This is a genomic window from Amylibacter marinus (assembly GCF_030160015.1).
Lineage (GTDB): Bacteria > Pseudomonadota > Alphaproteobacteria > Rhodobacterales > Rhodobacteraceae > Amylibacter > Amylibacter marinus.
The window spans coordinates 1-14,258 of the sequence record NZ_BSNN01000007.1 but is presented as its reverse complement, the minus strand read 5'-3'; the positions used below and the strand labels follow the sequence as shown (position 1 = coordinate 14,258).

Sequence of the window (14,258 nt, the reverse complement as noted above, 5' to 3'; positions counted from 1 at the left end):
CCTATTTAGATACTACTTCGCCCCAAGAGCCTTCGCTTTGCACAGCCTCTAAATCTTGGCGCATGCGATCAAAGACGCTGACAGCTTTGCTATTCATACGGCTGGTCACACCAGATAGGCCCGTTTCCATCTTGGTAGCCGGCATCAGATGCCCCTGCCAGTTCTGGGAATACATGGTCCATTCTTCTGGATTATAGAAAATCGCCTGACTATAGGTCGAAAATCCTGTGGTTGGGTTCGCAAAAATCTTGGGCGACCATCGTTTGTTTTGTTCTCGGAAAACAAAGGCCAGAGGCTTGTAATGATCTGTATAGGTATCAACACCCGGCAGAATGTTGGGGAACAGACCCGCCTCCTTGGGATGATACACATCCAGCTGCGTTAATGTTGGCACGATCGCATCCGCGAAGGATCCCAATCCACCCAGTGAATCGCCAATACGTCCAAACACATCCCCAAGGCACATCGCGGCAATCAAGATGTTCTCGTAATCAAGGAAAACATTGTTCCCCTCTTTCTGCGCATAAGGCAGCTTAAACGTCAGCTTGTCACCAATAACGATCGCCTTGCGAACGGTGTCATCAATATTTGGATCGATCTCGCGATAATCGGTAAACAACTGCACCGTCGCGATTGGAACCTTCATAGCAAATGCAGCAGAATCAATACCAGTCTGCCAAGAGAATATCAGCCCGTCATACATGCGTTTTTCTTCTCGGGCGATATCATCGTAATATTCCAAAACATCACCAATACCAGATTCCACATCAACGTGATCAGGCAAGAAGACATTCGGGTCTTTCCCACCCCGCATCGGGCCCTTTAGTGAATCAAAGCCGCGCCTTACAAACGAGCCATTCAAGAAGCTAACACCAGGATTACCCAGCCCACCGGGCAAAGATACAGGCAGAGCACCACCCAATGTACCGAAATACATCGCGGCACAGAACGAGGTGTAGGAATCCGGGAACTTGTTCTTATCCACAGGTAGATCCATCCCCATGCCCATATTTGCGGCAGTGTTGCTGACCGCGCAGGTAGCGGATGTCCCAGTGACACAGGGGTCATCAAAATAAATCGCTGACACTTTTGAATCCTGAGCGATCTGCTGCGAGGCCTTCATAACAGCCTCTGGATAGCGATCGATAATTGCCTTGTTCTTGGCGTTCAGCGCCTTGATAGAATTATCCGCATTCTTAAACGCACCATGGGGATCATATTTCCATTGCAATGCAAGGACCTGCCCCTCGTTCACCGCAAGATCCAAAATCAACAAATCATAGGGAACAGTACAGGCCGCAAACAACGCCCAGTTAATATCAAAAGGCAAAGACATCTGTGCCCATTTTTTACAGGTGCTCCACAACTCTAGGCCGGCCTCAAAAATGCCACCCGCTGTTATCGCCGCCTGTAGCAACGACACAGAATGCAGCGCGGCGGCATTAGAGCCAGATGAAAACGCCTGTGTCAGGCTAACATGGTTCATCGACAGCGTATTCATTGCTCGCGCGCCTTCCGCGGCATGCAGCAATGCAATCATGTCCGATGTATCCTGCGCACGTGTTTTATCATGCACAGCCTTACTGGTATTCACCATATAAAACATCAAAACCGTCAAAGGCACGGCAGCAATCACTGTTAACCAAGCAATCGCCCCGCGGCGATCCTCTTGAAAATCAATAATACTTTGACGAATTTTTTTGAAAAACTTCATAATACGGTTACCTCGGCCTCTCCGGCCCAAATTTTAGTACCATCGCTTAGCTCACCAGTGGAAAAAATCATCCGAACAGGTGCAAGAACCGGCAGTTTAAATTGAACTTTTGCCTTCACAGGGGGCGGACCACGGGTGATTTGCACAACACCAGGAATGGTGGATTGCCAATCGATCTGCACCGCCACATTGTCAGGCTCAAAAACATAACAGGCCTTGTTTTCCAAGGCCGTACGCATGCGCGCTGAATTGCGCACCGCATCACGCATCATTATTGTGATCAACGCCTCAGGATAATTACATCCGCCCCGGGCCTTAGATTTAGGGCTGGAAGAGGCAATGGGTAACAACGCGATACGCGCCGCATTTTCCCACTCTTCTTCCTTGGGGCTACAGCTTATTGTTGTGGCCAAAGACGCAACATTAGACGCCACGTTCACCAAACTGATAGTAGGACATCCGTGCACCAGAGCGCTGCGCGCCGCAGCATAGGCCGCGCTCTTCATTACTATCTGCGCCTGAGTCATCATCATAAACTGAATGACGCAACAAGTAACAATAATCAGAATTGGTGAAAGCATGGCGAATTCCAACGTTGGAATTCCGCCATCCTGTGCCCGCAAAAATTTCGACAGGTATCGTCGAAGGTTGACCATAGCCGTTCCCCTGACCAAAAATTTAAATACCATGCGTAAAAGGAATTAGCCGATCCAGCTAGCCGCCTCATCGAAAATATTCGGGGCGTTATCCTGAACCCACTCGATTACGTTCTGACCAAAAATAGCCAAGAACAAAACCAGAGGCAAAGAAATAACGCCAACAATCAGCACAGTATCTAATGCGCCGCCATTAGTATCGTCGCGAAACGATACCAAATGACGGCGAATATGTTTAATGTACGGTTTCACGTTGGAAATTACCAAGCGCCGCCGTCAGCTTTTGATTTCAACGCGTCTGTTTGCGCTTTAGAAGCGTCAGCGTTGTCAGTGAAGTTGGTCATGATGTTTTCACCAAAGAATGCCAAAAACATTACCAAAGGCAATACGATTACGGCTGTCATAAGTACTTTGTTCATTTTAATTCCTTTCGTTCAGGTCCCATACCCGAGTTTGAATTTGTATCTACTGTCTAACGTTTCTGTGATTTTCGATCAAACCTAAACTCGCGAAACAGTGAAGATTATCACCAATTTTTAACCAAGGCCTCGCGGTCAACGGTCATGTTATTGTCAAGAATCGGCATCGCCCCAGTCCAGCTTAGCATCAGGCCACCCGGCCCATCCGGATCCGGCTTTAACACAAACAAATCCTGCAACTCATACTCGCCGGTTTGGATATTATAATCCACAACCTCGGTAATATGCGTCACACGGCGAATCCCCTGATGGCGCGAAATCTGAATGATTACATGCATTGCAGATGCCAATTGGCGCTGCAAAGCAACCAATGGAATATCCACGCCAGACATCAAACAGAGTGTTTCCAAACGCGCCAAACAGTCGATCGGAGAGTTAGAGTGCACCGTGGATAATGACCCAGAGTGACCCGTGTTCATGGCCTGTACCATGTCAATCGCCTCGCCGGCGCGACACTCACCAACCACAATGCGATCAGGGCGCATCCGCAGGGACGCACGCAACAATTCGCGAATATCAATGCCACCCATACCCTCTTTGTCGGGCTTTACAGTCTCAAACTGTAACACGTGATTCTCGTCCGGCAGCTGTAGCTCTGTCGCATCCTCGATCACGATAATCCGCTCTTCGGGATCAATCATCTCAGCCAAACAGTTCAACAAGGTCGTTTTACCAGAGCCAGTACCACCAGACACGATCACATTCATGTGGTGTTGCATGGCCGCGATCAAAAACTCTTCGGCAATTTTCGGCATCGAATTAAAACGATCCACCAAAATGCGCATGGTTAGACGCTCTTTGGGAAATTTACGAATCGCAATACTTAGCCCTGGGCGCGCCGCAGGGGATTGCAACACATGTACACGTGACCCATCAGGCATACGCGCCTCGACAGACAGATCCGTAGGCGTTAGGCGCTTGCCGACGAATTGCAAAATTGCACGCGCCAGTGCAATCAATTGTTCATTGGATGCGAATTCGACCCCCGACAAATCTATGCGACCCTTGCGTTCCACATAGATTTCCTTGGGGCCGTTGATCATGATTTCAGAAATATCATCATCATCATAAAATTCACGCATTGGGCCCATCAGGCCAGCGATTACCTGATCATGATAGCGTTGGATCTTCTGCTTATCAGATAGTTCCTGCGCCTCAACTTTGTCTTCTTTGGGCTCTTCTTTAACGTCTTCGCTCATATTGGCAGCATCCATAAACTGGCGGAAATATTGTAAACCAATGCAACCATATCAATGGTGCGGGTGATAACAATGGCCATCGGCACACCAATGGCACCCAAAAGTAAAACATAATCTAGTGTCATATCTACTCTCCTTTAGCTCAGCAGCCGCTCCAGCGGGCTGCGCGGTGAAAGTTTGTTTAATCTCAAATGTATCAGCGTCAGAACAATGGCAATAATAACCGTTGCCACCAAAACCATAATAATAACAGGAATCTGCACTGGCATCACGTCAATTGGATTCCCCAATGTGATTTTCTCGAATATCTGCGTCAAAGGCGCCATACGCAACAATAACAAAAACTTCACGGCTATAATACAGGCTATCGCGAAAACCAGCGAAATACAAACGCCCAACAAAACCTGTATTACAATCATCATCTTTAGCTGAAACCACGTAACACCATTAGACAACAGCATCGCATAGCGGAACCGCCGGTGCCCCAATACGGTGCCCAATTGAACCCAAAGTATCGCAATCAGCATCCCAATCATCACCAAACCAATCGGCCCAGAAATCGCATTCAACAGCTGGGTCAAGAATCCAAACCTCTGAAGCGAATCCTCGTATATCTGGTTAATCATCAGGCGGCTCTCGGGGATTTTCACCTCTTCGCCAGCCACCGTACACAGATGCTCGTTCACCAATGGATCAGGCCGCCCAACCACAGGGCGACAAGACATGAAATCCACAAGACGCGCGATATCCAAACGATTGCGCGCAAATAACAACATCTCGGAATATCCAGTTTTACGAGTGGCCATGGGAATCGTGGCTATGCATTTATCGCCCTCGCCATCCACATTGCCAGTCTCACGGGTACGTTGCGATAGCGCCTCGCAATTGGCCGTAACCCGATCTGGCCATGCCTGAACCATGCTCGAGGTCTTCAAAACCTCGTCATACTGTTTCTCGTCAATACTCAGACCCAAATCTGCCGCCGCCAATTGCAGACGGTATTCGGCAATCCCTGCATCACAGGTCTCGCGTAGGAAATTACGATCCTTGTTACGATCCCCAAAGTAAACAGACATACGGCTGCCGCGGTCTTCAACCTCGCCACCGAAAATCTCGGCTAATTGATTAAAGCTGGCCTTGAACGCCGCCTTTTCCTCGGCCTTCATCCCCAGCAAACGCCCAGAACGCAGAGATCTGATCCGCTGTCCCAATTCCGGCCCACCCTCAAGGAAGGTACATAGCCGCGGGTTCTCCTTGGTCAGGGTATACAGATTGTACATCTCTATCGGCAACATAAACGCCGTATTAGAAGAGCCAATGCCAAAGTATTTCGACCAAGTCACACGAAACGGCGTTAGCCGTTCACTGCGATGTACACGGGTATTCAGCCAGATAATCGGCGATTTCACCAGTTCGTCAATATCCTTGGGCAGAGCATCAAACTGCGATTGCGGTAATTTCCCCTCTAGGGATTGGCGATACCGCTCTACATCAAAATTCTCGCGAAACAGTTTTACATCCAGAACAATCGGCCATGCATCGGCAAAAACCTCTGGTACCGGCGCCTGAACATCACGGTTCAAAATATTCGCAGGATACAGCGGGCCATTGAAATCCACCGCCAGCCCCGAGAATTTCAGCTCATCCACATTGGTGTTTTGTGCCCAAATCTCGCGATCCGTCATGCGAATCAGACGATCATTTGATAGCGCACGATAGGGCGCCGCCAAATAGCCCCCCTGCTCTACTTCCTTGATCAGTTCTGTAGTGATCTGAACCGGTTGATTCTCGCCCAGGAAATTCGGCAAAGACCAAATCGGGATACCATAGCCCGGCTTGTTCCCCAAAAACGCATCCACAGAACGCTCTAGCACACCTTCACGCGCCGTCAGAATAACCAGCGCCAATAATTGCACAAAGAACATCAGCAGCGTCATCCACAGAAAATCACGCCCCCCCGGTGCACGGCGTGTCATCGCGCGGAAATACTCTAGGCAGGCCAGCTTTATTGCAACCATACTCATGATTTGCCCACCTCCCATTTTGGCACCTGTTTCCAGCCCTCGGCACCCTCTTCTTCCCATTCGGCGCCACCACCTGCCACCACAAGGCGTTTGCTGGCATGATTATCCTTAGGATCACTGTCATGATGCGTTACCCAAAACAGCAAGCGCTCTTCTGGCTTTTCTGCCAACCAATCACGCAACAGGCCCATCACCTCGCCACGCGTGCCCTTATCCAAACTGCCTGTTGGCTCATCGGCGAACAGAACATTGGGATTGCGAATAAAGGCCTGCAGCAGGGAAATGCGCTGACGCTCCCCCCCTGATACCTCGGTATCATAACGCCCCAACATATCGGTGGCACGCTTCTCGTTTCCTGCGAAAACCTTGACCAGTTGCTCGTAGGCCGCATCCGCGGCCACGCTGCTGGGCACGCCCGCATTTTCCAACCCGAAGGTCAGGTTCTCTTTGATGGTCAATTGAGGCTGAAGACTGGCGGTTTGAAACGCATAGCCAAAATACTTGCGCCGTAGATTCAACAGAATGTCGCGCCCCGGCCCTTTGGATCCCCATTCACAGGTATAGCCGTCAGGAAATTCCCACATCACCTTAGCATCTGGATTCATCGGAAAACTGATGGCGGATAACAGGTTCAACAGCGTGGATTTACCCGCGCCACTTGGCCCCATAATCGGCAGGCGGTTTAGATCACTGCCACCGATGCGCATATCCAAGCTGTCAACCGCAAGGCTAAAGCTGACCTCTCCGCGCGCATTTACACGCGCGAAGTCAACGTTTTCTATTTTAGGCCCCCATGCCATAGGCTGTCCCCCTGCCCTGTCTTACGGCAGGAACTTGTTGGGCAACCAGAAGATGGTGTCGTCCAATTGTGCCTTACGATAGCTCATGGTGTCCTCAGGGAACAACTTGCGATCGCCCATGATCAATTCCGGTGTCGGATGTTTCATGTCACAGTCCTGAGAGCTGTCTTCCAATGTAAACACAGGCACCTCTGTGGTATCCACCGCATCGAAAATCTCGCGGTGACGTTCCAGCCAGCGGGCCACACGGTACAATTCGCAAATCTCGATCAATTCGCCATCCGATCCACTGCCGTCACCACTGTAGATGAAATCGCTGATGGAATAGTTCAGCAAAGGCGTCTGCTCGCCCGTTGGCAAACCATGCTTCAATTTCAAGAAATCAGCGATCGGCATGCGCATCTCAGAGGGTGACAAATCACCGGTAGAGTTTTTAACACCATCAACCATCATCTTAACAATCACGCTGGACAGCTCTTTGGGTGATAGGGCCGATGTATCCTTGATCAGCTCTAGCTTAGAGCGCCATGCGCGGAACTCTTCGCCACCAACCCAGATATCCGTCTGCACATCGCCGTTGGCCGGAATGTACCCCTCGGTCACATCGTTGAACACACGTTCCTGACAGGCCTTACCCAATTCATCACAAATCCGCTTTTCGATCTGGGCCAAACGCAACGCAGGTACCGAATTTTTAGACCCAGATGATTTAGACAGCGCATCAATGATCTTCACCAAGGCCGTCCCACCCTGCAACTCGGCAATCACCTCGTTGATCGGACGTTGGTCACCAAATTTGGATACGCGATCCAGAATATAATTCACCAGCTCTTCTTGGCCCGCATCGCCACCAGCATCAGACATCTGATAGAAATGCTCGCCGATGTTGATCTCGGGGTTGCCCTTTAGGCCAACCGAGAAATGCTCGCCAATTTTCTGAACGAAGAACTTACCCTGATTTGTAAACTTGTCATAGGCTTCTAGATAATTCGCACCGGTTTGAACCTTTGGTACTTGGATAAAGAATGGGATGATTGGATCATCTTCGGTAGAGAACCCTTGGGTCATATAGCCCAATACTTCGTCTTCACCCTCTAGCGGTGTGCCGCGCTCAATCTGGGTCTCCAGATCATAGCCCGTATCACCTACAACAAACAACAATTTCACGTTGTCAGAACAGGGTGTCATATCATCCGCCGCAATCGCCAGACCCATGATCAAGTTCTCTTCATGGTCTGTATCGCGAGGGCCATTGCCAGATTTTTGAGTATCAATCTGCTTCACCTCAGCGTTGAAACGCTCTTGGTTCAGCTTCAGCTCATCATCCGTAGGCGCACAGTTTGAATCAAACGGCATGCCTTCGCCAACACCTTCATCGATGCCATATTCACTGGCGTACCAATCGCGATACACACGGTAGCCATAGCGCACCTTCACACCATCAAAACGCGGGTCATTCGCAAAAGCATCCTGAATAGAGGCCAAAATCCCTGTGCCCTCTACGCCACCGGTCAAACTATCGATATGCGGTTGCATAGATTGCGTACCATCCAACAAGAAGAATACATCCAAGCTACCAAGGTTTTTCAGCAATTTAATCGCTTCGTCCAAACCATTAACCTGAGACAAAACATCATCCGCCGCTTCTGAGCCAACACCAGATGTCGGCATAGCAACGCGGAAATAATCTTGGCCTGCGTGGGTTACACGCTCGAATACCGGAATGCGAAGCGCATAGTTGAACCAACGGTTACCACCAAGGATCGGCACGAAACATGTGTCTGATCCCACAAACTCTTCGGCTTTTTCCAGTGTTTCATATAGGCAGGCGCGGCGCTCTTCGCCTGCGGCCCACTCGCCCTTGCCTTCGTCAAAAACCAAGTTCTCTTTGGGGCGCAATCCATACCGCGTATCCCACAGCCAACCATCCTTCATGCTGACCCAACCAATAAGGCGGGCATCACCATCATTGCGTGGACGTGCCATCAACAACACGCGCTCTGATGCTTCGTCCATTGCGAATACGAAATAAAGAGTAAAGCGTGACAGCTCGCGACAGCGGCCATTAATATTTGCACACTCTTCAGATTTAGGCCCAGCCTTTGGCTTAATTGTACCCTGCTCATCATCTACGAAGGACGCTTTGGTACGCACATAAAATTTACGCGCGATGCCATCTTTGTTCAGGATCGGCAAGTTGCGGCACAGGATGTCCTCGCCCTTTACCCAGCCAATGGTGTCTTTTTCAACGTTTAAACGGGTGTCGCTAGAAATCTGATAAAAATCATCTTTGAAACGCACAATGAAGAAACGCTCGCCAAATGACAGACTCATCACCTTGGCACTATTGGCATCCGCTTCGGCATAAACCGTGGCGCCATCGTTCAGAACCGGCAAGGGTTCGTTGCGGATGATTGTACCATCAGCGTTGAATGTCCCCAGCGCATTCGGATCCTGTGCGTACCCGGAACACGAACCATTAATTGTCGCCTGAGCGCCCGTGCCAAATGATGCGCAGATCACAACGGCAGCGGCCGCTTTAAATGCCATTCTGATGGACTTTAATCCGTAACTTTTCATTCCCATTGACCCCTTAGTCTTTTACTCGGCTTGTAGTCGCGCCAAGCCTTGTTCAATATTTTCTGTTAGAACCGCTTCGAATGTTTCTGCGTCACCCTCGGTGCAGGCGTCATACAACAGCACATCTTGAAACACGTTACAGTTCTTGGACGCGCCGAAATTAATCACGCTGCGGTACTTGTCTTCGATCTTCCACGCCATTGATGCGGGCGAATCTACCATGCTGGTTGGGGTGGCATTATCGCCATCCACAACCGCAATCAAGCCAGACAAACCGCGATCCCATTTGCGATTGACCCATTCAAAGTCCCGCAAAATTTCACTATTTCCGTTTACAAAACTCATGGTCACCGCCGCTTGGAATTTGCTGGTATCCTCGGCAAATTTAATATCCTCGGCAGACAAAAGAACTTCGCGTTTTTCGCCCGATGCCCGAACAATATCTACCGGCAGACATTTTTCTTCGCCATGCAAACGAGATGCCAAATTGGTCAGAGCCGACACAATGGATTGACCAACAATCCCGTTCATTGTTTCATTCTCAGATACCAATACCACCAAACGCTGCTTGCCACAGCCATCCACCTCTAGATTAGCAGAGGCAGTCTTTGCCGTCGCATCATAATCAATGCGCGTACAGCTAGACCGCGGGCTGTTACCATCAAAAATACGATAGAAACTACACTGCGGAACATCCGGCACCCTATTGCCAGGGTTAGATAGATTCAATGAATTCGTGCCCGCAGAAACAGAACATTCATTGTCCTTGAATACTTTCATCACACGGCCAAATTTATAAATGCCGCCATCTGCATTAACACTTAGGGGTACTGATCCATCACCACCACCGGCCATCTTGCGGAAAAACGACGTGATTGATTGCGACGGTGTGGGGAAGCTAACGCTGGTCTCACCCAATGTTTGAACACCATCGTTGGTGATTTCGGTCAAACGCAATTTCGCCCCGGTTGGCAGGTTAGATTTATCCCAACCAACACTGGCCAAATCCGCCAGATACCCAGACCCACCAATCAACACCGCCTGCTCGCCCAAATCTTCGCAGATGTCGCCCATGCAATAACCAGCAAGACTTAGCGAGACCTTGCGCGGGGTACATTGATCCTGTGACAGGGCCTGAATTTCGCTGCTAGCCACATCAGTAGGGAAGGCCGGCATCAATTGCGCCAATGTCACCGCCTCGGTCACATCAGCCGCCGCGGCGGGTACCTGTATGGATTTCCAGTTCGGCAAATCCAAGGCAACCCCTTTGCCCGCTCCTGCGGTTAAACAGCTCACAGAACCTTCGCCAATTTTGCTACAGGGCGTATCAACCAACGGCAATTCCAACGGCAACGAAATAATCTGCTGCTCACACTCAAAGCTAACGTTGGGGTTTTCTTGCAACTTGGAAATAGAGAAAATATCGCTACAGTTTTCAGACCGCTTAGAAGACAGCACAAACTTACTGCGCATGCTGGGATCCCATTTCAAAACCCCATTTATCTTGCCGTTGGCCTCGTCATTCTCAATAACCAAATGTTCCCAATTCACCAACAACGAGCCATAAGCAGAATCCCAAGAGATATTCACATCAATCTGCGCCTCTGTATCCACCGGGGCGGGCGCTGGCTCTTCTGGGGCGGCTGCGACCACGGTTTTAGCACCCGTAGCACTTACGTTGGTGGCCGCCACATCAACCTTGCCGGCCTTAACCAGCGGCCTTGCATTTTCCTCTAGCGCCTCAATCCCTGCATCTGCAGCAGCGTCATCCTCAAAAAACTGAGAAACCACATAGATCGGCGCAAACAGCACGGTAGAATCAAATGTATTAGGGCGGATTTGCATAATCCCCACTGAATCCTGCTGTTTATCCGTCTGCCAGTTCTTGAAACTTACATCAAATTTTGTTTGCGCAGGGCAGGAAAATACCAATTCCGCGCCATTGGCCGCAGGGGCTACAAAATTACAATCCTTCACCGAAAAGCTGGGGATATTGGCCGCTTCGGGAAATACAAACGAGACCTCAATTGTCTCGTCTTGGGCATAAACCGGCGCAGATAGCAGTATGGCAAAACCAGCCATGGCACCAACAGCCACAGACCGGAAATCCTGTCTCTCTGAAAAAAATCTACTCAACATATTAATCAATCCTACCGTTGTAGATGCGTCATATTAGGGCCGAGCGTTGCAAAATCATAGTAAATAGTTTCACTGTTTATACAACTTCCGGCCTAGATCGTCAGCACTTCACACTATTTACTAGCATTTTCTTATTATTATTGTACTCGCGTGCAAAAAGGGCGAGAGAGTCCCCCGCCCTTTTCTAAGTGGTAGATTAGAATGTCAAACGTGCATTCAATGTTAAACCATAGCTTTTCACATCAGCATTCGCCCGCGCATCAATACGCGCGCTCAGGTTCATCTGACGCGCCTTGCCTAGGCCAGCACCTTCGTCAAACAATTTAACATAGGCGACACCAAGGCTCAGCTCACCAAACAGACCAATTGTATCTGTTTCCAAATCTTGGCTGTTAGATGACGCATCCGTAAAGGTCGCCTTGGTTGGATCAGAGAAATCATTGTAAACAGTGAAGGTACCAAAGTAGTTGGTCGCCGCATCACCGGTATCGGCAACTTTTGATTTTACTGCGGAAATCCCTGCGAAACCAATCACAGTGGTACGGTCCGGCGTTTCCAACAGCTCGCCATTGGCAAAGTTGATGTCATCCGTAGAGGTTTGAGAATACCCAAAACCACCAACCGGAACCAATGTCATGTCCAGCTGCTCGCTATAGATCGCGCGGCTAACCGCACCGCTAACCGTGGTGGCAGAGCTGTCAAATTCAACCCCGTTCAACCCGATCAACGCACCGCCCACGGCCGTTTCGCTCATTTCATATTTGGTTTTCTCGGCACGCACTTGGAAATCAACGATATAACCGTTCTTCGTCGCACTTAGATATACACCTGCGTAGCTTTGGTTAAAGTCATTGTCGATCACACTGGTCAGAACATCGCCGGCAAACACATCCTGAGATGTTGTCCCAACGTTGATCCCACCAACACCACCAAAGGCCATGTTCCAGCCCCCAAAGCGGCTGTCAGAACAGCCCCAGTCAGCGCCAGCTTGGAAACCACCATATTTGGCATCCAATGTAGTATCTGTTGATCCCGATCCAACGCGTGTGGTGCTGGTCGATTCCGCAACACCCCCCGTGGCACGTGTCCAGATACCGGTGTTACAGCCATCTTCATCATCAAAGGCCACCGCAGATACGTTGGCACTTGATGGGCGGTTAATCACGGTACCCAGCAAGGATTGAACCAAGCTCAGACCACCAGAAATACCACCAATCGCAGGGTTGGCATTGTTCACAATCACCAAATCACTGCCTTGAATTTCCTCGGAATACAGAACCGAGCCACCCACAGGCAAACCTGTCAGCGTATAGGTCATGCTGCCGATATCCGTGGCCAGAACAATCGCATCATCCTGCAAACCATAAGAAGACGATACATCATTCACCGTAAAGGCCAGATCAGCGGTAGAGCTGCCGCCTAGGTCAATATAATCACTTTGGGTAAGGCCACCTGCACCAGTCGCCAGATCAACATCCAAATACACATCCGCAGATCCAGAAGTACCACCAGAGAAGGTCAGTGCATCGCCAACACCATTTGTACCCCCTGCACTACCACGTAGATCGATGCTTGAGCCGCTAGCCAAAACCACCGCGCCAGTAAAGTCGCCGGCAGTACCAGTTGCCGTGAGCACGCCATTGTTTGTCAATGGGCCAGAAACAGCGCCACTGTTGCTCAGCGTAGAGCCCGCGCTAACTGTACCCGTCGTAAACGCCAATGTCGCACCTGAATCTACAGATGTAGAACCCGCTGTTTGACTGAATGTACCAACAGTTGTCGTACCAGAGGTAACATTCATAGTGCCCGCGTTGATAAAGCTTGTGATACCTGTTAGCGCTCCATCTGCCGTAAAAGTACTGTTATTTGTGACCATACCAGTGATCGTGCCAGTCGCAGACGTCGTGGAGTCATTGGTCAAATTGCCAGTCATCGTTCCGTTAAAGTCAAACGTCCCACCATCCACAGCAACGTCACCCTGGATATCACCATCATTGGTCATAGTACCAGCAGTATTGGTTACATTACCCGTGATCACGCCAGCAGAACCATTGTTCAAAATGCTATTGTTTTCTACAGCACCGGTAATGGTCAGGTTGTTGGTAAATGTACCAGCCGTAACATCGACATCACCCTGAATGTCACCACGGTTGGTGAAAGTACCATTCGAATTGGTCACCGCACCGGTGATCACACCAGCCGCGTTGTTGTTAAACGTGCCACTGTTATCAACCTCACCTGTAATAGTCAGGTTGTTGGTAAATGTACCAGCAGTCACATCCACATCACCCTGAATGTCACCACTGTTGGTGAATGTACCTGTTGTGTTTGTCACCGCGCCGGTGATCACACCAGCCGCGTTGTTGTTAAACGTGCCACTGTTATCAACCTCACCTGTAATGGTCAGGTTGTTGGTAAATGTACCAGCAGTCACATCCACATCACCTTGAATGTCACCACTGTTGGTGAATGTACCTGTTGTGTTTGTCACCGCACCGGTGATCACACCAGCCGCATTGTTGTTAAACGTGCCGCTGTTATCAACCTCACCTGTAATTGTTAGGTTATTATTCAACAAGCCGTTTGCAACATCCACATCACCCTGAATGTCACCACGGTTGGTGAAAGTACCATTGGTATTGGTCACCGCACCGGTGATCACACCAG

At 49.7% G+C, this 14,258-nt stretch carries 11 protein-coding genes; all 11 read right to left on the bottom strand.

Features of this window, described 5'->3' with window-relative positions; all coding sequences use genetic code 11:
- Position 1 precedes the first annotated feature (1 nt).
- Positions 2 to 1,714 carry a TadE/TadG family type IV pilus assembly protein gene (locus tag QQL62_RS11230; protein ID WP_284379113.1) on the bottom strand — a complete coding sequence of 571 codons (1,713 nt, stop codon included), beginning with the start codon at positions 1,712 to 1,714 and terminating at the stop codon, positions 2 to 4.
- On the bottom strand, positions 1,711 to 2,370 hold the full coding sequence (locus QQL62_RS11225; protein WP_284379112.1) for a TadE/TadG family type IV pilus assembly protein: 660 nt from the start codon (positions 2,368 to 2,370) through the stop codon (positions 1,711 to 1,713). Before QQL62_RS11225 ends, QQL62_RS11230 begins: the two co-directional genes overlap by 4 nt.
- 45 nt (positions 2,371 to 2,415) lie before the next feature.
- Positions 2,416 to 2,622 (bottom strand): hypothetical protein, encoded by a 207-nt coding sequence (locus QQL62_RS11220; RefSeq protein ID WP_284379110.1) that lies wholly within the window; start codon positions 2,620 to 2,622, stop codon positions 2,416 to 2,418.
- Positions 2,623 to 2,630: 8 nt separating this feature from the next.
- Positions 2,631 to 2,789 (bottom strand): hypothetical protein, encoded by a 159-nt coding sequence (locus QQL62_RS11215; RefSeq protein WP_284379107.1) that lies wholly within the window; start codon positions 2,787 to 2,789, stop codon positions 2,631 to 2,633.
- A 107-nt stretch (positions 2,790 to 2,896) separates the two neighbouring features.
- A complete protein-coding gene (locus QQL62_RS11210) occupies positions 2,897 to 4,048 on the bottom strand; it encodes a TadA family conjugal transfer-associated ATPase (RefSeq protein ID WP_284379104.1) in 1,152 nt (383 codons plus the stop codon).
- Entirely contained in the window at positions 4,045 to 4,173 is a 129-nt protein-coding gene (locus tag QQL62_RS11205) for a hypothetical protein (RefSeq protein WP_284379102.1), read from the bottom strand. The genes QQL62_RS11210 and QQL62_RS11205 overlap by 4 nt, the downstream gene beginning before the upstream one ends.
- A gap of 12 nt (positions 4,174 to 4,185) precedes the next feature.
- Positions 4,186 to 6,072 carry an ABC transporter permease family protein gene (locus QQL62_RS11200; RefSeq protein WP_284379099.1) on the bottom strand — a complete coding sequence of 629 codons (1,887 nt, stop codon included), beginning with the start codon at positions 6,070 to 6,072 and terminating at the stop codon, positions 4,186 to 4,188.
- Positions 6,069 to 6,872 carry an ATP-binding cassette domain-containing protein gene (locus QQL62_RS11195; RefSeq protein ID WP_284379097.1) on the bottom strand — a complete coding sequence of 268 codons (804 nt, stop codon included), beginning with the start codon at positions 6,870 to 6,872 and terminating at the stop codon, positions 6,069 to 6,071. Before QQL62_RS11195 ends, QQL62_RS11200 begins: the two co-directional genes overlap by 4 nt.
- 21 nt (positions 6,873 to 6,893) lie before the next feature.
- Positions 6,894 to 9,422, bottom strand: a complete 2,529-nt coding sequence (locus tag QQL62_RS11190; RefSeq protein ID WP_284379094.1) for a hypothetical protein — start codon at positions 9,420 to 9,422, stop codon at positions 6,894 to 6,896.
- A 51-nt stretch (positions 9,423 to 9,473) separates the two neighbouring features.
- On the bottom strand, positions 9,474 to 11,591 hold the full coding sequence (locus QQL62_RS11185; RefSeq protein WP_284379092.1) for a hypothetical protein: 2,118 nt from the start codon (positions 11,589 to 11,591) through the stop codon (positions 9,474 to 9,476).
- Positions 11,592 to 11,787: 196 nt separating this feature from the next.
- On the bottom strand, positions 11,788 to 14,258 hold a 2,471-nt coding region (locus QQL62_RS11180), incomplete at its 5' end, for a beta strand repeat-containing protein (RefSeq protein ID WP_431355768.1).

Bases quoted from the DNA above. Each gene is read 5' to 3' on its own strand.
- QQL62_RS11230 (WP_284379113.1), bottom strand. From the start codon at position 1,714: ATGAAGTTTTTCAAAAAAATTCGTCAAAGTATTATTGATTTTCAAGAG.
- QQL62_RS11225 (WP_284379112.1), bottom strand. From the start codon at position 2,370: ATGGTCAACCTTCGACGATACCTGTCGAAATTTTTGCGGGCACAGGAT.
- QQL62_RS11215 (WP_284379107.1), bottom strand. From the start codon at position 2,789: ATGAACAAAGTACTTATGACAGCCGTAATCGTATTGCCTTTGGTAATG.
- QQL62_RS11210 (WP_284379104.1), bottom strand. From the start codon at position 4,048: ATGAGCGAAGACGTTAAAGAAGAGCCCAAAGAAGACAAAGTTGAGGCG.
- QQL62_RS11205 (WP_284379102.1), bottom strand. From the start codon at position 4,173: ATGACACTAGATTATGTTTTACTTTTGGGTGCCATTGGTGTGCCGATG.
- QQL62_RS11200 (WP_284379099.1), bottom strand. From the start codon at position 6,072: ATGAGTATGGTTGCAATAAAGCTGGCCTGCCTAGAGTATTTCCGCGCG.
- QQL62_RS11195 (WP_284379097.1), bottom strand. From the start codon at position 6,872: ATGGCATGGGGGCCTAAAATAGAAAACGTTGACTTCGCGCGTGTAAAT.
- QQL62_RS11190 (WP_284379094.1), bottom strand. From the start codon at position 9,422: ATGGCATTTAAAGCGGCCGCTGCCGTTGTGATCTGCGCATCATTTGGC.
- QQL62_RS11185 (WP_284379092.1), bottom strand. From the start codon at position 11,591: ATGTTGAGTAGATTTTTTTCAGAGAGACAGGATTTCCGGTCTGTGGCT.